This window comes from Burkholderia sp. AU33423 (genome assembly GCF_002223135.1).
Lineage (GTDB): Bacteria > Pseudomonadota > Gammaproteobacteria > Burkholderiales > Burkholderiaceae > Burkholderia > Burkholderia lata_D.
The window spans coordinates 374,284-396,304 of record NZ_NKFH01000008.1 but is presented as its reverse complement, the minus strand read 5'-3'; the positions used below and the strand labels follow the sequence as shown (position 1 = coordinate 396,304).

Genomic DNA, 22,021 nt, shown 5'->3' with positions numbered 1-22,021 from the left:
GCGGCGTGCGTTGCTATTTGATCGAATGCCGGGCGAACAGGTCTTCCAAGAAATGCTGCAGATAACGCTGCCTGGCTTCGGTCGTCGTGTGTCGACGAGCCCATCCGAGGTGACTTTTGACGAAAGCCGAGTGCTTGTCGTTCGACGAGAATGCTTTCTGGGCGAAGCCGAGCGAATAAAAATTGATCAGTTCCGCTCTCACTTGTTGCGGAAGTTGCCTGAGAGCGGTCGCATTTGTTTTTCGTGAATAAATGAGCGATTTGCGGGGGCTTATGGCCACGACATAGAGAAGGGCGTCGCCGAGATATTCGCCAAGCCGAAAACAGGGGAAATCGCTGGTCAGCAGGCAATCTTCGGGGAATTGATATTCGATCGCCTCCGCTTCCAGCAGGCCATCCGAGAATGGCCGCGCCAGCGCTCCGCTTCGTTCGTTCCGAACAAACAATGCAAAAGCCATCACCCCTGTCGACGGCGATGCCCCCACGTAATCGAATACCTCGTCGATGGAGTGGCGCGATACGTCAGGCTCGACCTCGACCTTCATCTTCTGCCGCATCTGTTCCAGATCGCCCGAGATATCCATTTTCTTCAAGGTTTCGGGGTGGCGTGCTTCGAGGCAGGCAAGATAGATGGCGAGCTCTTTCTTCTGTTCCTGGGACAGCCCCTGAAAGGGAGTTTCCCGAATTCGGGCCAGGATCTTGTGCCCCATTTCGTCCAGTATTGGCGTGACTACTAGCGATTCGATTTCGAACGAACCGTCGGGAAAATGCAGTTCGTAGAGGTGATCCTCGGACGCCGATTTTCTGATGGCGGCCTGCCGACACTCGAGCTGTCCCGTATGCTCGATCACCCTGTAACGATAAAGTTTTTCTCCGGTGCTAGGCGTAGCCCATGCCTTGAGGAAATGTTGCGGAACGTAGTGGTGGTTTTTAGGCGGAGGCGTATTCATTGTTTTGGGTCCACGGTACAAGACATCGGCGATCGTCGGCCGACATCTTATATTGGCACCGTGGCGAATCTTGAAATGAAAATGTCACCGAGTCAGACCTCGACCCCATACACCTCCCGCGCCGCCGCGCGAATCGCATCGACCATCACCGCGACGGCCGGCGAATGCAGCCGGTCGGTGCGCGTGATGATCCCGAAATCGTCCATCCGGCAATCCATCTCCAGCGGCAGCAGCGTGACGATCCCGTGCCGCGCGTAGTAGCGCGCGACGTCCTCGGCCAGCACGGCGATCATGTCGCTCTGTTCGAGCAGTTGCGTGATGAACAGCAGCGCGGACGTCTCGACGAGGTTCGCCGGCGGCGCGAGGCTCGCGCGCTGGAACACGAGTTCGAAGCGGTGGCGCAGCACGCTGCCGGCCGGCGGCACGACCCATTCGGCGCGCTGCACGTCCGCGAGCGACAGCGGCGCCTGCGCGAGCAGCGGATGGCCGGGCCGCACGACCGCGGCGACCGATTCGCCGGTCAGTGGCTCGTAGCGCAGCCGCAGCTTGTCGTGTTCGGCGGAGAGCCGGCCGAGCACGATGTCGATCTTCTCCTGCGCGAGATGTTCGAGCAGCACGTTGCTGGTGTCGATCTCGACCGACACGTGCAGGCCGGCATGCGTGCCCTTCACGGCGGCGACGGCCGGCGGCACGAGCCGCAGGCCGGGTGACGTGATCGCGCCCACCGCCACGTGCCCGAGATGGCCGGCCTTCAGCGCGGCCAGCTCCTCGTGCGCCTGGTCGAGGCTGCCGAGCGCCGCGCGCGCATGGCGGATCAGCGCGTCGCCGTAGAGCGTCGGCCGCATCCCGCGCGGCAGGCGCTCGAACAGCACCGCGCCGATCGATTCCTCGAGTTCGCGCAGCAGCTTCGACGCGGCCGGCTGCGTCATGTTCAGCGCGGCCGCCGCGCGGTGAATGCTGCCTTCGTCGGCGAGCGCGACGACCAGCAGAAGCTGGCGCGTCTTCAGGCGGCCACGGTTTCCCCACGGGCTGGCTTCGGGCATCGTACGGGTTTATATCGATATCGGAATCGATATCGTAATCGCCAAAAACGTCATTAGCCAGTTATCAAAAATCTGCCTAGACTGCGCCGGTATCCCGTCACCACAGGACTGACGATGTCGGCAACGAAACCCAGGCTGCGCTCCACCCAATGGTTCGGCACGAACGACAAGAACGGCTTCATGTACCGGAGCTGGATGAAGAACCAGGGCATCCCCGATCACGAGTTCGACGGCCGGCCGATCATCGGCATCTGCAATACGTGGTCCGAACTGACGCCGTGCAACGCGCATTTCCGCAAGCTCGCCGAGCACGTGAAGCGCGGGATCTCCGAGGCGGGCGGCTTCCCGGTCGAGTTCCCGGTGTTCTCGAACGGCGAATCGAACCTGCGCCCGTCGGCGATGCTCACGCGCAACCTCGCGTCGATGGACGTCGAGGAGGCGATCCGCGGCAACCCGATCGACGCGGTCGTGCTGCTCGCCGGCTGTGACAAGACGACGCCCGCGCTGCTGATGGGCGCGGCGAGCTGCGACGTTCCGGCGATCGTCGTGTCCGGCGGCCCGATGCTGAACGGCAAGCTGGAGGGCAAGAACATCGGCTCCGGCACCGCCGTGTGGCAACTGCACGAAGCGCTGAAGGCCGGCGAGATCGATGTCCATCACTTCCTGTCGGCCGAAGCCGGGATGTCGCGCTCGGCCGGCACCTGCAACACGATGGGCACCGCGTCGACGATGGCATGCATGGCCGAGGCGCTCGGCGTCGCGCTGCCGCACAACGCGGCGATCCCGGCTGTCGATTCGCGCCGCTACGTGCTCGCGCACATGTCCGGCATCCGCATCGTCGAGATGGCGCTCGAAGGGCTCGTGCTGTCGAAGATCCTCACGCGCGCGGCGTTCGAGAACGCGATCCGCGCGAACGCGGCGATCGGCGGCTCGACCAACGCGGTGATTCACCTGAAGGCGATCGCGGGCCGCATCGGTGTGCCGCTCGAACTGGAAGACTGGATGCGCATCGGCCGCGACACGCCGACGATCGTCGACCTGATGCCGTCGGGGCGCTTCCTGATGGAAGAGTTCTATTACGCGGGCGGGCTGCCGGCGGTGCTGCGCCGGCTCGGCGAAGGCGGGCTGCTGCCGAACCCGGATGCGCTGACGGTGAACGGCAAGTCGCTGTGGGACAACGTGCGCGAAGCGCCGAACTACGACGACGAGGTGATCCGCCCGCTCGACCGGCCGCTGATCGCGGACGGCGGCATCCGCATTCTGCGCGGCAATCTCGCGCCGCGCGGCGCGGTGCTGAAACCGTCGGCGGCGAGCCCCGAATTGCTGAAGCATCGCGGCCGCGCGGTGGTGTTCGAGAACCTCGACCACTACAAGGCGACGATCAACGACGAGGCGCTCGACATCGATGCGAGCTCGGTGATGGTGCTGAAGAACTGCGGGCCGCGCGGTTATCCGGGGATGGCCGAGGTCGGCAACATGGGGCTGCCGCCGAAGCTGCTGCGCCAGGGCGTGAAGGACATGGTGCGGATTTCCGACGCGCGGATGAGCGGCACAGCGTACGGAACGGTCGTGCTGCACGTCGCGCCGGAAGCCGCCGCAGGCGGGCCGCTCGCGGCCGTGCGCAACGGCGACTGGATCGAGCTCGATTGCGAGGCCGGCACGCTGCATCTCGACATTACGGATGACGAACTGCAGCGCCGCCTGTCGGACGTCGATCCGACCGCGGCGCCGGGCGTGGCCGGCCAGCTCGGCAAGGGCGGCTACGCACGGCTGTACATCGATCACGTGCTGCAGGCCGACGAGGGGTGCGACCTCGACTTCCTGGTCGGCACGCGCGGCGCGGAAGTGCCGAGCCATTCGCATTGAGCGGCTGCGCGGCAGCCGGTTGCGGGCTTTCCGGGCCCGCGCAACGCGAAACCGTAAACGCATGACGGCCGGTCGTCACCGAGGCCGAAGCAGGACGCGAACCATGACATCGAGCAGCACGCCGCGCTATCGCGGCATTTTCCCCGTCGTCCCGACGACGTTTACCGACACCGGCGAACTCGATCTCGCGAGCCAGAAGCGCGCGGTCGATTTCATGATCGACGCGGGCTCGGACGGGCTGTGCATCCTCGCGAACTTCTCCGAGCAGTTCGCGATCACCGACGACGAACGCGACGTGCTCACGCGCACGATCCTCGAGCACGTCGCGGGCCGCGTACCGGTGATCGTCACGACGTCGCATTACAGCACCCGGGTGTGCGCGGCGCGCAGCCTGCGTGCGCAGCAGCTCGGCGCGGCGATGGTGATGGCGATGCCGCCGTATCACGGCGCGACGTTTCGCGTGCCCGAAGCGCGGATCTTCGAGTTCTATGCGCGCGTGTCCGACGCGATCGCGATTCCGATCATGGTCCAGGACGCGCCCGCGAGCGGCACCGCGCTGTCGGCCCCGTCTCTCGCACGGATGGCACGCGAGATCGAGCAGGTCGCGTACTTCAAGATCGAGACGCCGGGCGCCGCGAACAAGCTGCGCGAGCTGATCCGGCTCGGCGGCGATGCAATCGAAGGGCCGTGGGACGGCGAGGAAGCGATCACGCTGCTCGCCGATCTGCACGCGGGCGCGACCGGCGCGATGACGGGCGGCGGGTTTCCGGACGGCATCCGGCCGATCCTCGAAGCGTGGCGCGACGGCAGGCACGACGACGCCTACGCGCGCTACCAGGCATGGCTGCCGCTGATCAACCATGAGAACCGCCAGTCCGGGATCCTCACCGCAAAGGCGCTGATGCGCGAAGGCGGCGTGATCGCGTGCGAGCGGCCGCGGCATCCGATGCCGGAACTGCATCCGGACACGCACGCCGAACTGCTCGCGATCGCGCGCCGGCTCGATCCGCTCGTGCTGCGCTGGGCGCACTGAACGGTCACCGAACGATTCGCGAAGGAGACATGCACGATGAGTGATCAGGTTTCGCTGGGGGTCGTCGGCATCGGCAAGATCGCGCGCGACCAGCATCTGCCGGCGATCGACGCCGAACCGGGTTTCAGGTTGACCGCGTGCGCGAGCCGTCACGCGGAAGTCACCGGGGTGCGCAACTATCGCGATCTGCGCGCGCTGCTGGCCGCCGAGCGCGAGCTCGACGCCGTGTCGCTGTGCGCGCCGCCGCAGGTGCGCTATGCGCAGGCGCGCGCCGCGCTCGAAGCCGGCAAGCACGTGATGCTCGAAAAGCCGCCGGGTGCGACGCTCGGCGAAGTGGCCGTGCTGGAGGCGCTCGCGCGCGAGCGCGGCCTCACGCTGTTCGCGACCTGGCATTCGCGCTGCGCGAGTGCGGTGGAGCCGGCCCGCGCGTGGCTGGCGACGCGCGCGATCCGCGCGGTGCAGGTGCGCTGGAAGGAAGACGTGCGGCGCTGGCATCCGGGGCAGCAATGGATCTGGGAGCCGGGCGGCCTCGGCGTGTTCGACCCGGGCATCAACGCGCTGTCGATCGTCACGCGAATCCTGCCGCGCGAACTGGTGCTGCGCGAGGCGACGCTCATCGTGCCGAGCGACGTGCAGACACCGATTGCCGCCGAACTCGATTGCGCGGATACCGACGGCGTGCCGGTGCGCGCGGAATTCGACTGGCGGCATGGCCCGGTCGAGCAATGGGAGATCGCGGTCGATACGGCCGACGGCGTGCTCGCGATCAGCCGTGGCGGCGCGCAATTGTCGATCGCGGGCGAGCCGGTCGAGGTCGGGCCCGAGCGCGAGTATCCGGCGCTGTATGCGCACTTCCATGCGCTGATCGAGCGTGGCGAAAGCGACGTCGACGTGCGGCCGCTGCGGCTCGTCGCCGATGCCTTCCTGTTCGGCCGGCGCGTGCAGACCGACGCGTTCGGCCGCTGAACATGCGCGCTTCCGCACGAAGCGCGCGACGAATGATGGATTACGGCACACATCACGGCATCAGCCGATACAAAGGAGACACGACATGAACCGCACGATTCGCCGACATACCTTGCGCGCGCTGCTGGCCGCGCTTTGCATCGCGCCGCTCGGCATGCAGGGCGCCGCGCGCGCCGACGCGCCGCTGAAGATCGGCTTCCTGGTGAAGATGCCCGAGCAGGCCTGGTTCATCAACGAGCAGAACGCGGCCTCCGCGCTCGGCCAGAAGGAGAATTTCTCGGTCGTGAAGATCGGCACGCCCGACGGCGAGAAGGTGCTGGCCGCGATCGACAACCTCGGCTCGCAGGGCGCACAGGGCTTCGTGATCTGCGCGCCGGACGTGCGCCTCGGCCCGGCGATCGCCGCGCGTGCGAAGCGCTACAACATGAAGTTCGTGACGGTCGACGATCAGCTCGTCGATTCGAGCGGCAAGCCGCTGCCGAACGTGCCGCACCTCGGGATGTCGGCGACCAAGATCGGCAACCAGGTCGGCCAGGCCATTGCCGACGAGATGAAGCGGCGCGGCTGGAAGCCCGAGGAAGTCGGCGCGCTGCGGATCACGAACTACGAGCTGCCGACCGCGAAGCTGCGCACCGACGGCGCGACGCAGGCGCTGCTTGCGAACGGCTTCCGCAAGGAGAACATCTTCGACGCGCCGCAGAAAACGACCGACGACGAAGGCGGCTTCAGCGCGGCCGCGCCCGTGCTCGCGCGCCATCCGAACGTGAAGAAGTGGGTGGTCTATGCGCTGAACGAGGAAACCGTGCTCGGCGCGGTGCGCGCGACCGAGCAGCTGCACATCCCGGCGGCCGACGTGATCGGCGTGGGCATCAACGGCGCGGGCGAGGCGTTCGCCGAATTCCAGAAGAAAGAGCCGACCGGCTTCTACGGGACGATCGCCGTCAGCTCGACGAACCACGGCAAGGACAGCACGCAGAACCTCGTCGAATGGATTCGCGACGGCAAGACGCCGCCGGCCGACACGCAGACGAGCGGCAAGCTGATGACGCGTGCGAACTGGCAGGCCGTGCGCGCCGAGCTCGGCATCTGAGCGCACGAGGCGAGAACGCGATGACGACGCAGACGATGACGGCCGTATCCGGCAATGATGGCGGCACCGGCGGCGATGCCGGCGCGTCGCCGCCGGGCGGCCCGCTGCTCGCGCTCGACGGCATCACGGTGACGTTCCCGGGCGTGCGCGCGCTCGACGCCGTGTCGCTGTCGGTGCGCGCGGGCGAAGTGCACGGGCTGATGGGCGAGAACGGCGCGGGGAAGTCGACGCTGCTGAAGGTGCTCTCCGGCGTGAACCAGCCGCAGGCCGGCACGCTGACGCTGAACGGCACGGTGCAGCGCTTCGCGTCGACGCGGGCGGCGCTGGAGGCCGGCATCGCGATCATCTACCAGGAGCTGCATCTGGTGCCCGAGCTGACGGTCGCCGAAAACCTGATGCTCGGGCAATTGCCGAGCCGGCTCGGCGTGGTCGACGAACGCACGCTTGCCGCGCGCGCGCTCGATGCGCTGGAGCGGCTCGGCGAACACATCGATCCGGGTATTCCGGTGAAGTACCTGTCGATCGGCCAGCGCCAGATGATCGAGATCGGCAAGGCGCTGATGCGCGACGCGCGTGTGATCGCGTTCGACGAACCGACGAGTTCGCTGTCCGCGCGCGAAACCACGCAGCTGTTCCGGATCATCCGCGCGCTGCGCGCGGAAGGCCGCGCGATCATCTACGTCACGCACCGGATGGAGGAAGTGTACGAACTGTGCGACCGCGTGACGGTGTTCCGTGACGGCCGCCGCATCGACACGTTCGATTCCGTGACCGATCTCGACCGCGACCGGTTGATCGGCTGCATGGTCGGCCGCTCGATCGAGGACGTGTACGGCTACCGGCCGCGCACGGCCGGTGACGTGCTGATCGAGGCGAAAGGGCTGGCGGGGCCCGGGTTGTCCGAACCCGTGTCGTTCACCGCGCGACGCGGCGAGATCGTCGGCTTCTTCGGGCTCGTCGGCGCGGGCCGCTCGGAGCTGATGAAGCTGCTGTACGGTGCCGCGCGCCCGAGCGCGGGGCACGTCGAGCTGAACGGGAAGCGGGTTGCGTTCGGCAGCCCGCGCGACGCGGTGCGCGCCGGCCTCGCGCTGTGCCCGGAAGACCGCAAGCAGGAGGGCATCGTCGCGATCGCGTCGGTGGCCGACAACCTGAACATCAGCGCGCGCCGACATTTCAGCCCGGCGCGGGTGCTGCTCGACGGGCGGCGCGAACGCGAGCTCGCGCAACGCTACATCGAGCGGCTCGCGATCAAGACCCGCGACGGCGACACGCCGATCGGCGCGCTGTCCGGCGGCAACCAGCAGAAGGTCGTGCTCGCGCGCTGGCTGGCCGAGCGCATCGACGTGTTCCTGATGGACGAGCCGACGCGCGGCATCGACGTCGGCGCGCGCGCGGAAATCTACAACCTGTTCTACGAACTCGCGGAAGCGGGCCGCACGGTGATCCTCGTGTCGAGCGACCTGGCCGAGGTGATCGGCGTGTCGGACCGGATCATCGTGATGAAGGAAGGGCGGATCGCGGGCGAGGTCGCGAAGGCGCAGGCGACGCCCGACGCGCTGATCAAGCTCGCGCTGCCGCGCTAGCGCCCCGCAACGATCAACCGGATGCAAACGAAATGAGCCAGGCAATGCAACCCCAACGCACTTCCCCGTCCCCCGATGCCGCCGTCGCACCCGCGCGAGCGCGCGGCGGCATGTGGCAGCTGATCAACCGCTCCGGCATCGTGATGGTGTTTCTCGTGCTGTTCGCGACGCTGTCGCTGACCGTGCCGGACTTCCTCACGCCGCGCAACATCCAGGGCCTGCTGCTGTCGGTCACGCTGATCGGCTCGATCGCGGTGACGATGATGTTCGTGCTCGCGCTCGGCGAAGTCGACCTGTCGGTCGCGTCGATCGTCGCGTTCTCGGGCGTCGTCGCGTCGACGCTGATCACCGCGACGCACAGCGTCGTGCTCGGCATCGCGGGCGGCGTGCTCGCGGGCGGTGCGGTCGGACTCGTCAACGGCGTGCTGATCGCGCGCTGGCGGATCAACTCGCTGATCGTCACGCTCGCGATGATGGAAGTCGTGCGCGGGCTCGCCTTCATTACGTCGAACGGCGACGCGGTGATGATCTCGGAGGAGCGCTTCTTCGATCTCGGCGGCGGCTCGTTCCTCGGCATCTCGTATCCGATCTGGAGCAACATCGTCGGCTTCGTCGTGTTCGGCTTCCTGCTGCGCAAGACGGTGTTCGGCAAGAACGTGCTCGCAGTGGGCGGCAACGGCGAGGCCGCGCTGCTCGCGGGGCTGCCGGTGATGCGCATCAAGATCACCGTGTTCGTGCTGCAGGGGCTCGTGACCGGTTTTGCCGGCGTGATGCTCGCGTCGCGGATGAGCCTCGGCGACCCGAAGACGTCGGTCGGCCTCGAGCTCGGCGTGATTTCCGCATGCGTGCTCGGCGGCGTGTCGCTGACGGGCGGCGTCGCGACGATCTCCGGCGTGCTGGTCGGCGTGCTGATCATGGGCTCCGTCCAGGACGCGATGAGTCTGCTGAACGTGCCGACGTTTTACCAATATCTGATACGCGGCGGAATTCTGTTGCTCGCGGTGCTGTTCGACCAGTATCGTCGCAACCAGCGGCGCGCGATGAAGATCTGATTTCGACCACGCGCGGCCGCCTGCATAGACGACGAATATCGGGAGACGGCATGCAACAGACTCATCCGGCCGCGTCGGCGACGCTGTTGGCCGACAGCCGCAACACGCTCGGCGAAGGCGCGACGTGGTGCGACAGGACGCACGCGCTGTACTGGGTCGACATCGAAGGCGCGCAGCTGTGGCGCTGTAGCGCGGACGGTTCCGATCTCGCGCAGTGGGCGATGCCCGAACGGCTCGCGTGCTTCGCGCTGACCGACGACCCGGACGTGCTGCTCGTCGGGCTCGCGACGCATCTCGCGTTCTTCGATCTGCGCAGCGGCGCGTTTACGCGGATCGTCGACGTCGAGCCGGAACTGCCGACGCGGCTGAATGACGGGCGCTGCGACGGTTCCGGCGCATTCGTGTTCGGGATGAAGGACGAAGGCGCCGAGCCGCCGCACGCGGTCGGCGGGTTCTATCGGCTCAATGCCGATCTCACGCTCGAACGGCTCGCGTTGCCTGCTGCCGCGATTGCGAACAGTATCGGGTTCTCGCCGGACGGGTCGAAGATGTATTTCTGCGATTCGCTGGTGCGCGAGATTTTTGTGTGCGATTACCGTGCGGGTGGCGATGTCGCGAACGTGCGGTCGTTCGCGCGGCTGACCGATGCCGATGGCGACCCGGACGGGTCGATGATCGACCGCGACGGCGGCCTGTGGAACGCGCAGTGGGGCGGCAGGCGTGTGGTGCGCTACGGGCGGGACGGTGTCGAGACGGATCGCGTGGCCGTACCGACCGCGCAGCCGAGCTGCACGGCGCTCGACGGTGAAGGCCGCCTGTACGTGACGAGCGCGCGCATCGGGTTGAGCGACGATGTGCTGGCCAACGACCCGCATGCGGGCGGCGTGTTCGTCGCGCAGACGCGGCACGCGGGGATGGCGACGGTGAGGTTCGCGGGGGCGCCGCGCGGCTGATCGCGTACGGGATGCCGTTCATGGGATGCCGCTGACGCGGCGGGTTTCGCGTCCAGGCCGGCAGTCCGCCACGCGCGCGGGAGTGCACAGCGGCTGTCAGGCATGCCTGGAACCGCCGTTCGCCTTCTGACGTGCTGGTAAGATGGCCCGCAATTCCATCCCGCCCGCATCATGAGTTCCGCACCGACCAAACCCGCGAACCCGAAAAACGCCACGAAGCCCGCCGCCCGCGCGACGGGCGACAAGCCGAAGGCGCGCGTGCAGCAGCGCCTGACCTACGTGATCGGCGGTCTCGACCGGCTGCTGCGCCGCCACATGACCGACGCGCTCGCACCGCTTGGCATCACGCTCGCGCAATACACGGCGCTGTCGGTGCTCGAGGCGCGCGGCGCATCGTCGAACGCGCAACTGGCCGAGCGCTCGTGGATCACGCCGCAATCGGCGAATGAAGTGATGAGCGTGATGGCCGCCCGCGGCTTCGTCACGCGTGAAGCCGACCCGTCGCACGGCCGCATCATCCTGCTGACGCTGACCGACGAAGGCGCGGCGATGCTGCGTGAATGTGAAGCCGTGCTGCGCCCGCTCGAGGCCCGCATGCTGGGTGACATCTCGGCCGACGACGCCGCGCACGTGCAGCGCGCGCTCGAACTGTTCTCGCGCAACCTGCGCGGCTGACCGCTTCCCCGATTTTCACGACACGGGCCCGCGCTCGCTTCGTCCGCGCCATCGACGGCCGCCCGACCGCGCCCTGATTTCCCCGCCGCTTTCTCCGCGTTCCGCTCCGGGTTTACACCGGCGCTCGTGCCGCTTGCAATATCAGGTAGCCTGATATTAAATGAAGTCGTCCGCAGCAGGGATGCTGCGCACCGAATCGCACTGGAAACGAACGACAGGAACAGACATGAGCAAGTACGACAACCGCTGGCAGACCGTTGAAGTGAAGGTGGAGGCCGGCATCGCGTGGGTGACGTTGAATCGCCCCGAGAAGCGCAACGCAATGAGCCCGACGCTGAACCGGGAGATGCTGGAAGTCCTCGACGCGGTCGAGTTCGACGACGAGGCGAAGGTGCTGGTGCTGACCGGCGCGGGCGCCGCGTGGACGGCCGGCATGGACCTGAAGGAATACTTCCGCGAGATCGACGGCGGCTCCGACGCGCTGCAGGAAAAGGTGCGTCGCGACGCATCGGAATGGCAGTGGCGCCGCCTGCGGATGTACAACAAGCCGACGATCGCGATGGTGAACGGCTGGTGCTTCGGCGGCGGGTTCTCGCCGCTCGTCGCGTGCGACCTCGCGATCGCGGCCGACGAAGCCGTGTTCGGGCTGTCGGAAATCAACTGGGGCATCCCGCCGGGCAACCTCGTCAGCAAGGCGATGGCCGACACGGTCGGGCACCGCCGCGCGCTGCACTACATCATGACCGGCGACACGTTCACCGGCGTGGAAGCCGCCGACATGGGCCTCGTGAACAGCAGCGTGCCGCTGGTCGAACTGCGTGAAGCGACGATCGCGCTTGCGGCGCGGCTGATGGACAAGAACCCGGTCGTGCTGCGCGCGGCGAAGCACGGCTTCAAGCGTTCGCGCGAACTCACGTGGGAACAGTGCGAGGATTACCTGTATGCGAAGCTCGACCAGGCGCAGCTGCGTGACCCGGAGCGCGGCCGCGAGCAGGGTCTGAAGCAGTTCCTCGACGACAAGACGATCAAGCCGGGCCTGCAGGCATACAAGCGCTGATACAAGCGCGGACGCAGCCGCCGGCTTCCCCGCCGGCGTAATCGCAAGAGACAGGCAAGGCAGGAGACGACATGACCGACAGACGAATGCTGATCGGCGGCGAGTGGTGCAACGCTCGCGACGGCCGCACTTTCGACCGCTTCAACCCCGCGACGGGCACGCTCGCGTCGCGCGCGCCGGCGGCCGGCATTGCCGACGCCGACGCGGCGATCGACGCCGCGCACCGCGCGTTTCCGGCGTGGTCGGCGCTCGCGCCGACCGAGCGCCGGCTGCTGCTGCTGAAGGCGGCCGACCTGATGGACGCGCGCATCGACGCGTTCATCGCGACCGGCGTGGCCGAAACCGGCGCGACGCCCGGCTGGATCGGCTTCAACGTGACGCTCGCGGCGAACATGCTGCGCGAGGCCGCGTCGATGACGACGCAGATCGCCGGCGACGTGATTCCGTCCGACGTACCGGGCAATCTCGCGCTCGCGATGCGCGTGCCGTGCGGCGTCGTGCTCGGCATCGCGCCGTGGAACGCGCCGGTGATCCTCGGCACGCGAGCGCTGGCGATGCCGCTCGCATGCGGCAACACGGTCGTGCTGAAGGCGTCCGAAGCGTGCCCCGGCGTGCATGCGCTGATCGGCGCGGTACTGGATGAAGCGGGGCTCGGCGCGGGCGTGGTCAACGTGATCACGCATGCGGCGGCCGATGCACCCGAACTCGTCGAGCGGCTGATCGCGCATCCGCACGTGAAGCGCATCAACTTCACCGGCTCGACGCATGTCGGGCGCATCATCGCGCGCCACGCGGCGGCCCACCTGAAACCGGTGCTGCTCGAACTCGGCGGCAAGGCGCCGGTGCTCGTGCTCGACGATGCCGATCTCGATGCGGCCGTCGACGCGATCGCATTCGGCGCATTCTTCAATCAGGGGCAGATCTGCATGTCGACCGAGCGCGTGATCGCCGCGCGGCCGATCGCCGATGCGCTCGTCGAACGGCTCGCCGCGAAGGCCCGCACGCTGGTCGCGGGCGATCCGCTGGCCGGCCATCCGCTCGGCACGATGGTCGACGCGACGGCTGCCGCTCGCGCGGCATCGCTCGTCGAGGATGCGCGGGCGCAGGGTGCGCAGCTGCCGCTCGGGTGCCGCGTGGAAGGCGCGACGATGCAGCCGGCGATCGTCGACGGCGTGACGCGCGACATGCGCCTGTATCGCGAGGAATCGTTCGCGCCGGTCGTTGCGATCCTGCGTGCGGACAACGACGACGAAGCGGTCGCGCTCGCGAACGACAGCGAGTTCGGCTTGTCGGCGAGTGTGTTTAGCCGCGACATCGCGCGCGCGATGGCGGTCGCACGACGGATCGAATCGGGGATCTGCCACATCAACGGCCCGACCGTGCACGACGAGGCGCAGATGCCGTTCGGCGGCACGAAGGCGAGCGGCTACGGCCGCTTCGGCAGCCGTGCGTCGATCGCCGAATTCACCGAGCTGCGCTGGATCACCGTGCAGACCACGCCACGGCATTACCCGATATGAGCGAGGCCACGATGAATGCATCGAAGCCCGCGAGCGGGCCGGCGAACGACACGGGCGGCGTCCGCTATCGCGCGGCGGCCGTCGCCGTGGGCGCGGCCGAGATTCGCCGCGCGGACGACGGCACCTGGTACCTGCGCTCGCGCGAGCCGCTCGGCGATTACCCGACGCGCATCACCGACTGCCTCGTGCGGGGCGCGCAGGCGCATCCCGACCGCGTGCTGGCCGCGCGGCGCGGCGCCGACGGGAACTGGATCGAGATCACCTACGCGCAGATGCTCGAACGCGCCCGCGCGATCGGGCAGGGCCTCGTCGATCTCGGGCTGTCGGCCGAGCGTCCGCTCGCGGTGCTGTCCGGCAACGATATCGAACACCTGCAGTTGATGTTCGCGGCGATGCTGGCCGGCGTGCCGTACTCGCCGATCTCGCCTGCGTATTCGCTGGTGTCGACCGACTACGGCAAGCTGCGTCACACGCTCGGCGTGCTGAAGCCGGGTGCGGTGTTCGTCGCCGAACGCGCGCCGTTCGCGCGTGCACTCGACGTCACGTTGCCGGCCGATGCGGCGCTGATCGTCGCACGCGACGACGATGCCGATGTCGACGCCGACGGAAAGGGCCGCGCGGTGCCGCTGTCGCGCCTGCTCGCCGCCGTCCCGCGCACGATCGACGCGATCCACGCGACGGTCGGTCCCGACCATCTCGCGAAGATCCTGTTCACGTCCGGCTCGACGAAGCAGCCGAAGGCCGTGCCGACCACGCACCGGATGCTATGCAGCAACCAGCAGATGCTGCGCCAGACGATGCCGGAACTCACGCGCGAACCGCCGGTGCTGGTCGACTGGCTGCCGTGGAATCACACGTTCGGCGGCAGTCACAACCTCGGCATCGCGCTGTACAACGGCGGCTCGCTGTATATCGACGACGGCCGCCCGATGCCCGGCCGCTTCGACGAAACCGTGCGCAACCTGCGCGAGATCGCGCCGACGATCTACTTCAACGTGCCGAAAGGCTGGGAAGAGCTGACCGTCGCGCTCGAACGCGATGCCGAGTTGCGCGCGACGTTCTTCTCGCGCGTGAAGCTGTATTTCTTCGGCGGCGCGGGGCTGTCGCAGGCCGCGTGGGACCGGCTCGACCGCGTGACCGAAGCTCATTGCGGCGAGCGCATCCGGATCATGGCCGGCCTCGGGATGACGGAGGCGTCGCCGTCGTGCCTGTTCACGACCGGGCCGCTGATGCGCGCCGGCTATATCGGGCTGCCCGCGCCCGGCTGCGACGCGAAGCTCGTGCCGTGCGGCGGCAAGCACGAACTGCGCTTCAAGGGGCCGAACGTGATGCGCGGCTACTGGCATGCGGATGTCGATCCGCGCGACGTGTTCGACGAAGAGGGCTATTACCGCAGCGGCGACGCGGGCGTGTTCGCCGATCCCGAGCGGCCGGAACTCGGGCTGCTCTTCGACGGGCGGCTGACCGAGGATTTCAAGCTGAGTAGCGGCACGTTCGTCAGCGTCGGGCCGTTGCGCGCGAATGCGGTGTCGACCGGCGCACCGTACGTGCAGGACGTGGTCGTCACCGGGATCAATCGCGACGACATCGGCTTGCTGGTGTTTCCGCGCGTCGATGCATGCCGTGCACTGGCTGGGCTCCCCGCCGATGCATCGGTGACCGACGTGCTGCGCGCACCGACCGTGCGCGCCGCGTTCGCGACGTGGCTCGGCGCACTGAACCGGAACGCGAGCGGCGGGTCGACGTTCGTCGCGCGCATCCGGCTGATCGACACGCCGCCGTCGCTCGATCTCGGCGAAGTGACGGACAAGGGTTCGCTGAACCAGGCGGCCGTGCAGAAGCATCGCGCGGCGACGATCGACGCGCTGTACGACCCGGCGCGGCGCGATCCCGACGTGATTTACGCGTAAGCGGCAACAAACGAAGCAAACACGCACAACGACCGGCCGGCCACGATACCGGCAGGCATTGTTGCGGTCTGTTAATCAGGCTGCCTGATAAATGCGACCGTTCGGACGACACCTCGCGCGCCGACCCGCCACTGGCCGGCGGCGGCGCGCGGCGGCCGTTGCATGGCCGACCGATTACAAGACATGGGACTGGAGACACGATGAACACCTACGTTGCGGAAAAATCCACGGTCGCGACCACGCTCGCGCTGTGTTTCGCGATCGCACTCCTCGAAGGGCTCGACCTGCAGTCGGTCGGCGTCGCCGCGCCGCGCATGGCGCGCGAATTCGGGCTGTCCGTATCGCAGATGGGCATCGCGTTCAGCGCGGGCACCTTCGGGCTGCTGCCGGGCGCGATGCTCGGCGGTCGGCTCGCCGACCGGATCGGCCGCAAGCGCGTGCTGATCGCATCGGTCGTGCTGTTCGGGCTGCTGTCGATCGCGACCGCGCAGGTATCGACGTTCGCGATGCTCGTCGTCGTGCGCGTGCTGACCGGCATCGGCCTCGGCGGCGCCATGCCGAACCTGATCGCGCTGTCGTCCGAAGCGGTCGAGCCGCGCTCGCGCAGCAGCGCGGTGGCGACGATGTACTGCGGGATCCCGTTCGGCGGCGTGATCGCGTCGGTGATCGGCGTGCTGCTCGCCGGCGACACCGAATGGCGGCACATCTTCTACGTCGGCGGCGTGGGGCCGTTGCTGCTCGTGCCGTTGCTCGTGTGGTTCCTGCCGGAATCGCGTGCGTATCTCGACGTAGCGGGCACGCAGGCCGCGCGGTCCAGCGTCGCACGCACGCTGTTCGGCGACGGGCGCACCACGTCGACGGTCGCGCTGTGGGTCAGCTACTTCTGCACACTGATCGTCCTCTACTTCCTGCTGAACTGGCTGCCGTCGCTGATGGCCTCGCGCGGGCTCGACCGCGCGTACGTCGGCCTCGTGCAGATCGCGTTCAACGTCGGCGCGGGGCTCGGCGCGCTCGGCATCGGCGCGGCGCTCGACCGGATGCGCGCGTCGCGCGTGGTCGGCGGCATGTATGTCGGGATCGTGCTGTCGCTCGCCGCGCTCGCGGCCGCGCCCGGTTTCGCGTCGCTCGCGGCGGCCGCGTTCGCCGCCGGGATGTTCGTCGTCGGCGGGCAGTCGGTGCTGTACGCACTCGCGGCGATCTATTACCCGACCGCGATGCGCGGTACCGGCGTCGGCGCGGCGGTGGCGGTCGGCCGGCTCGGCTCCGTCGTCGGGCCGCTCGCGGCCGCGACGCTGCTGGCTGCGGGCCGCAGCGCGCCGGTCGTGATCGGCGCGAGCATCCCCGTCACGCTCGTCGCGGCCTTCGCTGCATTCGTGCTGATTCGCCGCCCGCAAGCTGGCGACTGATGGTTCGTTTTTATCAATGCGCGCCGTCAGAGCGCGCTTACTCAAGGTCTGGAGACACAACGCAATGAAGACGAAAACCAGGAACGGCCTGCTGGCTGCCGGCGCGTGCTGCGCACTCGCCGCGCCCGGTGCGCATGCGCAGTCGAGCGTGACGCTATACGGGATCATCGATACGGGCGTCGAATACGTGTCGCATGCGAACGCGGCAGGCGACCACGTCGTGCGGATGCCGGGCGTGACGGGCGAGCTGCCGTCGCGCTGGGGGCTGCGCGGCACCGAGGATCTCGGCGGCGGCTATCAGGCGGTGTTCACGCTCGAAAGCGGCTTCAACGTGCGCGGCGGCGATCTCGGGCAGGGCGGCCGGCTGTTCGGGCGCCAGGCGTTCGTCGGGCTGAAGAGCGGCTTCGGCACGCTTGCGTTCGGCCGCCAGTACACGATGACCTATCTCGCGCTGCAGGGCGCGGACATCATCGGTCCCGACATCTACGGGCTCGGCTCGTTCGACGCGTACGTGCCGAACGGCCGCGCCGACAACGCGGTGACCTACGTCGGCGCGTATCGCGGCGTGACGTTCGGCGCCGCGTATTCGTTCGGCCGCGACGGCGCGGGCACCGGCAACTCGCCGGGGCAGGGCACGTGCGCGGGGCAGGTGCCGGGCGACGCGGTGCAGTGCCGCAACTGGTCGGTGATGCTCAAGTACGACAGCGCGTATTTCGGTGCGGCGGCGTCGTACGAGGAACAGCGCGGCGGCACCGGCGCGGCCGCGAACTTCTTCGACGGCGTGGCGCCCGTTCCCTTCACCAGCAGTGGCGGCAAGGACGCGCGCACGCACGTGAGCGCGTATGCGCAGGCGGCCGGCGCGAAGATCGGCGCGGGCTGGATCGGGCGGCGCGTGTCGACCGGTTCGCCGGCCGCGGCGGGTGCGCATTCGGACCTGTTCTTCGTCGGCGCGTCGTATGCGGTGAAGCCCGATTTCATCGTCGATGGCGAAGGCTACCGGATCGTCAACAGCGCGCACGACACGCGCGCGACGATGGCCACGCTGCGCGCGACCTATCTGCTCACCAAGCGCACGGCCGTTTATGCGCAGTCGTCGTATCTGTGGAACAGCGCGCATGCGCGCTACTCGGTCAGCGGCGGCGGGCCCGGCACGACGCCCGGCGCGGGGATGGGGCAGCTCGGCGCGATGGTCGGCGTGCGGCACATGTTCTGATTCACCGGCGTGACGAACCGAACGGGAGTTATCTTGAACAGGAAATCTGCATTCCTCTGTATTGCGCCGCTGTCCGCCGCCGCCCTGCTCGCCGGTTGCGGCGGCGACGATTCGATCAGCGCCGCGCCCACGCATCTGAGCGCCGCGACACCGGCCGCGATGGCGCAGACGTGCGACGCGCTCGCCGCGAAGCTCGCGTATGCGAACACGTCGTTCACGTTGGTGACGACCGCGGCCGCCGGCGCACTCACGGTGGCGGGCAAACCAATCGCCGAGCATTGCGTGATCGAAGGGAAGATGAACGAGCGCGTGAGCACGGTCGACGGCAAGACCTATGCGATCGGCTTCGAGATGCGCTTGCCGAAGGCGTGGAACGGCCGCTTCTTCTACCAGGCGAACGGCGGGCTCGACGGCAACGTCGTGACCGCGACCGGCGAGATCGGCGGCGGCGGGCCGCTGACCGATGCGCTGAACCAGGGCTTCGCGGTGATCAGCTCGGATTCCGGGCACAGCGCCGCGCAGAACCCGCTGTTCGGGCTCGATCCGCAGGCGCGCATCGACTACGGCTACGGCGCGGTCGATGCGCTCACGCCGATGGCGAAGCAGGTGATCCGGCTCGCGTACGGCAAGGCGCCCGACCGCAGCTATTTCGGCGGCTGCTCGAACGGCGGCCGACATGCGATGGTCACGGCGGTGCGTAACCCGGCCGACTACGACGGCATCATCGCGGGCGACCCGGGCTTCCATCTGCCGAAGGCGGCGATCGGCGAGATGTACGGCGCGCAGCAGTTCGCGAAGATCGCATCGGCGACCGGGTCGAACGGGCTGCCGGATATCCGCAGCGGCTTCACCGATGCGGAGCGGCAGTTCGTCGGCGCGAAGATTCTCGAGAAATGCGATGCGCTCGACGGCGCGGCCGACGGGATGGTGCAGGACGTCGCCGCGTGCCAGGCGCACTTCAGCGTCGATACCGATATTCCGACCTGCGCGAACGGCACGCGGACAGGATCGTGCCTGACACCCGCGCAGAAAACCGCGCTGGAGAACGTGTTCGCCGGCGCACGCAACAGCGCGGGCACGGCGCTGTACGCGAGCTTTCCGTACGATCCGGGCGTGTCGGGCCCTGGCTGGGCCGCGTGGAAGCAGTCGAATTCCGTCGTGCTCGACCCGGCCGCGATGGCGTTCACGTTCATGACGCCGCCGAAGACCGCCGCGGCGCTCGCGAACCTGTCCGGTTTCGCGCTCGGCTTCGACATGGACAACGACGCGCCGGCGATCTTTGCGACGAACAGCACTTACACGCAATCGTCGTGGTCGTTCATGACGCCGCCCGACGAGACCAACCTGTCCGCGCTGAAGTCGCGCGGCGCGAAGCTGCTCGTCTATCACGGCACGGGCGACCCGGTGTTCTCGTTCAACGACACGCGCGACTGGTACGCGCAAGTCGCGCAGGCGAACGGCGGCGATGCGTCGAGCTTTGCACGCTTCTATCCGGTGCCGGGAATGAACCACTGCTCGGGCGGGCCGGCCGCCGACCAGTTCGACCTGCTGACGCCGCTCGTGGCCTGGGTCGAGCAGGGGCAGGCGCCCAATGCGGTGGTCGCCACCGCGCGCGATGCGACGAACGCAGTGCCGAATGCGGACGTGCCTGCGTCATGGGGCGCGGGGCGTACGCGGCCGTTGTGCCCGTACCCGCAGGTGGCGCGCTACAACGGGTCAGGCGACCTGAATTCGGCGGCGAGCTTCAGCTGCCGCTGACGTAGCGGTCGATGGGAGGCGGCCGGCGCATGCAAGCGCGCGCCGGTCGCCTCATGTGTGCAACCGCTCACTCACTCGCCCGGTTCGACCGGCACCTCGAGCCCGACCTTCACGCGGCTCATGCTCACCAGCGTCTTGAACCGCTTCACGTTGTTGTTCGCGAAGAACAGCTCGCGCGTGAGCGCGTTGTACTGATCCATGTTGCGCACGGCCAGGATCAGCACGAAATCCCATTCCCCCGTCACGTAGTAGCACTGCTGGATCTGCGGGCAGCGCTCGAAGGTGCGCTTCATCGCGTCGAGCTGGTCGATCTGCTCGCTTTCGACCTCGACGTTGACGACGATCGTCAGCGGGTGATCGACCTTGTCCGGTGCGACGACGGCCGTGTAGCGCTCGATCACGCCGTCGTCCGCGAGACGTTTCAGGCGCCGGTTCACGGCCGCGGTCGACAGGTTGACGCGCGCGCCGAGCTCGCTTTGCGGCGTCTGCGCGTCGCGCTGGATTTCCATCAGCAGCTTGCGATCGAACGCATCGAGTGGGGTGGTCATGATGGCGCGTGAAGCCTCGAAAGAATGAGAAATTTTTGCGTGGCGGCCGCCGATTTGGCGATTTTATTGACCCGCATGCGCAATATTATTTTTCGAACCGGCGGCGCGTGCAACCCTTGCGCGCCCGTCCCGAACCGACTCACGGAGTGCTGCCCGCCATGCTGATCGCCAACCCCCGCGCCTCGCGCACCGCTTATCCCCACGCGCTGCGCCGCGTGATGAACATCGCATCGGCCGACGAAAGCGGCGCGTGGCTGTCGCACTGGCCGCTCGTCGGCAACGCGCGCACGCCGCTGCGCGCGCTGCCGGATCTTGCCGCGCGGCTCGGCGTCGCGAGCGTCAGCGTGAAGGACGAGTCGTGCCGCTCGCCGCTCGGCAGCTTCAAGGCGCTCGGCGCGCCGATCGCACTGGTGCGGCTCGTGAAGCGCCTGCGGCGCACGCAGGATCTCGATCCGCAGGGGCTCGTCACCGGCCGCTACGCGGCGGAGCTGGCCGACCTGACGGTGATCAGCGCGACCGACGGCAATCACGGCCGCGCGCTCGCCGCTGCCGCGCGTGCGATCGGCTGCGGGTGCGTGATCGTGCTGCACGCGAACGTCGACGCCGAGCGCGAACGTGCGATTTCGGCGTACGGCGCGCGGATCGTGCGCATCGAGGGGAACTACGACGAGTCGGTCGTCTGCGCGGCGCAGCTTGCGCAGGCGAACGGCTGGTATGTCGTGTCGGATACGTCGTACGACGGCTACGAAGCGATTCCGCGCGACGTGATGCAGGGCTATGGCGTGATCGCCGCCGAGGCCGCCGCGCAGGCGGCGCAGGACGACGGGCGGCCGTTCACGCACGTGCTGCTGCAGGGCGGCGTGGGCGGCCTCGCCGCGGGTGTCGCGAGTTACCTGTGGGAGCGCGACGGCGTGCAGCGGCCGCATTTCATCGTCGTCGAGCCGCGCCAGGCCGACTGCCTGTACCAGAGTGCGCTCGCGGGGCGCGCGTCCAGGGCGACCGGCAGCGTCGATTCCGTGATGGCCGGGCTCGCGTGCGGCGAGGCGTCGCCGCTCGCGTGGGATTTCCTCGAGATGTGCATCGACTACTTCATGCTGATCGACGATGAAGACGCGGTGCAGGCGATGCGCGGCCTCGCGGCCGGCAGCGTTCGCGATGTGCCGCTCGTGGCCGGCGAATCGGGTGCGGCCGGCGTCGCGGGGCTCGACGTGCTGATGCGCGACCCTGCGCTCGCGCGGCAGGTGGGGCTCGATGCGCACTCGCGCGTGCTGGCGATCAATACGGAAGGCGCGACGGCGCCCTCCGTGTACCGGAACTGCGTCGGCGAAACGGCCGACGCCGTGCTCGCGCGGCAGCGCGCCTGGCTGGACCGCGCGGCAGTGGCGGCCTGAACGACATC

At 68.2% G+C, this 22,021-nt stretch carries 18 protein-coding genes; 15 read left to right on the top strand and 3 right to left on the bottom strand.

The window, feature by feature from the left end:
- Window positions 1–13 precede the first annotated feature (13 nt).
- Together CFB50_RS33170 and CFB50_RS33165 are read right to left on the bottom strand one after the other, a co-directional pair.
- Window positions 14–949 carry a DUF4238 domain-containing protein gene (locus tag CFB50_RS33170; RefSeq protein ID WP_083266191.1) on the bottom strand — a complete coding sequence of 312 codons (936 nt, stop codon included), beginning with the start codon at window positions 947–949 and terminating at the stop codon, window positions 14–16.
- A gap of 92 nt (window positions 950–1,041) precedes the next feature.
- Window positions 1,042–1,992, bottom strand: coding sequence for a LysR substrate-binding domain-containing protein (locus tag CFB50_RS33165; protein ID WP_089448693.1), 951 nt, complete (start codon window positions 1,990–1,992; stop codon window positions 1,042–1,044).
- Window positions 1,993–2,106: 114 nt separating this feature from the next.
- Between CFB50_RS33165 and CFB50_RS33160 the strand changes: the two genes are divergently transcribed.
- The 14 genes from CFB50_RS33160 (at window position 2,107) to CFB50_RS33095 (ending at window position 20,074) form a co-directional block, all read left to right on the top strand.
- Entirely contained in the window at window positions 2,107–3,858 is a 1,752-nt protein-coding gene (locus CFB50_RS33160) for an IlvD/Edd family dehydratase (RefSeq protein ID WP_069252773.1), read from the top strand.
- 103 nt (window positions 3,859–3,961) lie between these two features.
- Complete coding sequence (locus tag CFB50_RS33155; protein ID WP_089448692.1) at window positions 3,962–4,891, top strand: dihydrodipicolinate synthase family protein; 930 nt, start codon at window positions 3,962–3,964, stop codon at window positions 4,889–4,891.
- Window positions 4,892–4,927: 36 nt separating this feature from the next.
- Complete coding sequence (locus tag CFB50_RS33150) at window positions 4,928–5,857, top strand: Gfo/Idh/MocA family protein (protein ID WP_089448691.1); 930 nt, start codon at window positions 4,928–4,930, stop codon at window positions 5,855–5,857.
- Window positions 5,858–5,942: 85 nt separating this feature from the next.
- Window positions 5,943–6,947, top strand: coding sequence for an arabinose ABC transporter substrate-binding protein (locus CFB50_RS33145; RefSeq protein ID WP_089448690.1), 1,005 nt, complete (start codon window positions 5,943–5,945; stop codon window positions 6,945–6,947).
- Between the two features lie 20 nt (window positions 6,948–6,967).
- Window positions 6,968–8,530 carry an L-arabinose ABC transporter ATP-binding protein AraG gene (araG, locus tag CFB50_RS33140; RefSeq protein WP_089448689.1) on the top strand — a complete coding sequence of 521 codons (1,563 nt, stop codon included), beginning with the start codon at window positions 6,968–6,970 and terminating at the stop codon, window positions 8,528–8,530.
- Window positions 8,531–8,562: 32 nt separating this feature from the next.
- Window positions 8,563–9,582 (top strand): L-arabinose ABC transporter permease AraH, encoded by a 1,020-nt coding sequence (gene araH, locus CFB50_RS33135; protein WP_089448688.1) that lies wholly within the window; start codon window positions 8,563–8,565, stop codon window positions 9,580–9,582.
- 50 nt (window positions 9,583–9,632) lie between these two features.
- Window positions 9,633–10,535: an SMP-30/gluconolactonase/LRE family protein gene (locus CFB50_RS33130; protein ID WP_089448687.1), complete on the top strand. Its 903-nt coding sequence runs from the start codon at window positions 9,633–9,635 to the stop codon at window positions 10,533–10,535.
- A gap of 171 nt (window positions 10,536–10,706) precedes the next feature.
- Entirely contained in the window at window positions 10,707–11,210 is a 504-nt protein-coding gene (locus tag CFB50_RS33125) for a MarR family winged helix-turn-helix transcriptional regulator (RefSeq protein WP_089448686.1), read from the top strand.
- A 226-nt stretch (window positions 11,211–11,436) separates the two neighbouring features.
- Window positions 11,437–12,267, top strand: a complete 831-nt coding sequence (locus CFB50_RS33120; RefSeq protein ID WP_089448685.1) for a p-hydroxycinnamoyl CoA hydratase/lyase — start codon at window positions 11,437–11,439, stop codon at window positions 12,265–12,267.
- A gap of 71 nt (window positions 12,268–12,338) precedes the next feature.
- A complete protein-coding gene (locus tag CFB50_RS33115; protein ID WP_089448684.1) occupies window positions 12,339–13,787 on the top strand; it encodes an aldehyde dehydrogenase in 1,449 nt (482 codons plus the stop codon).
- Window positions 13,784–15,697: a feruloyl-CoA synthase gene (locus CFB50_RS33110; protein WP_089448683.1), complete on the top strand. Its 1,914-nt coding sequence runs from the start codon at window positions 13,784–13,786 to the stop codon at window positions 15,695–15,697. Before CFB50_RS33115 ends, CFB50_RS33110 begins: the two co-directional genes overlap by 4 nt.
- Window positions 15,698–15,897: 200 nt before the next feature.
- Window positions 15,898–17,103, top strand: a complete 1,206-nt coding sequence (gene mhpT, locus CFB50_RS33105) for a 3-(3-hydroxy-phenyl)propionate transporter MhpT (protein ID WP_089448682.1) — start codon at window positions 15,898–15,900, stop codon at window positions 17,101–17,103.
- Between the two features lie 64 nt (window positions 17,104–17,167).
- Window positions 17,168–18,316, top strand: a complete 1,149-nt coding sequence (locus CFB50_RS33100) for a porin (protein WP_069252762.1) — start codon at window positions 17,168–17,170, stop codon at window positions 18,314–18,316.
- A 33-nt stretch (window positions 18,317–18,349) separates the two neighbouring features.
- Complete coding sequence (locus CFB50_RS33095) at window positions 18,350–20,074, top strand: tannase/feruloyl esterase family alpha/beta hydrolase (RefSeq protein WP_089448681.1); 1,725 nt, start codon at window positions 18,350–18,352, stop codon at window positions 20,072–20,074.
- A gap of 71 nt (window positions 20,075–20,145) precedes the next feature.
- Here CFB50_RS33095 and CFB50_RS33090 read toward each other — a convergent pair whose 3' ends face one another.
- Complete coding sequence (locus CFB50_RS33090; protein ID WP_039340400.1) at window positions 20,146–20,622, bottom strand: Lrp/AsnC family transcriptional regulator; 477 nt, start codon at window positions 20,620–20,622, stop codon at window positions 20,146–20,148.
- 158 nt (window positions 20,623–20,780) lie between these two features.
- On the opposite strand from CFB50_RS33090, the gene CFB50_RS33085 reads away from it, so the two are divergent.
- Complete coding sequence (locus tag CFB50_RS33085) at window positions 20,781–22,013, top strand: diaminopropionate ammonia-lyase (protein WP_089448680.1); 1,233 nt, start codon at window positions 20,781–20,783, stop codon at window positions 22,011–22,013.
- The last annotated feature ends 8 nt before the right edge of the window (window positions 22,014–22,021 follow it).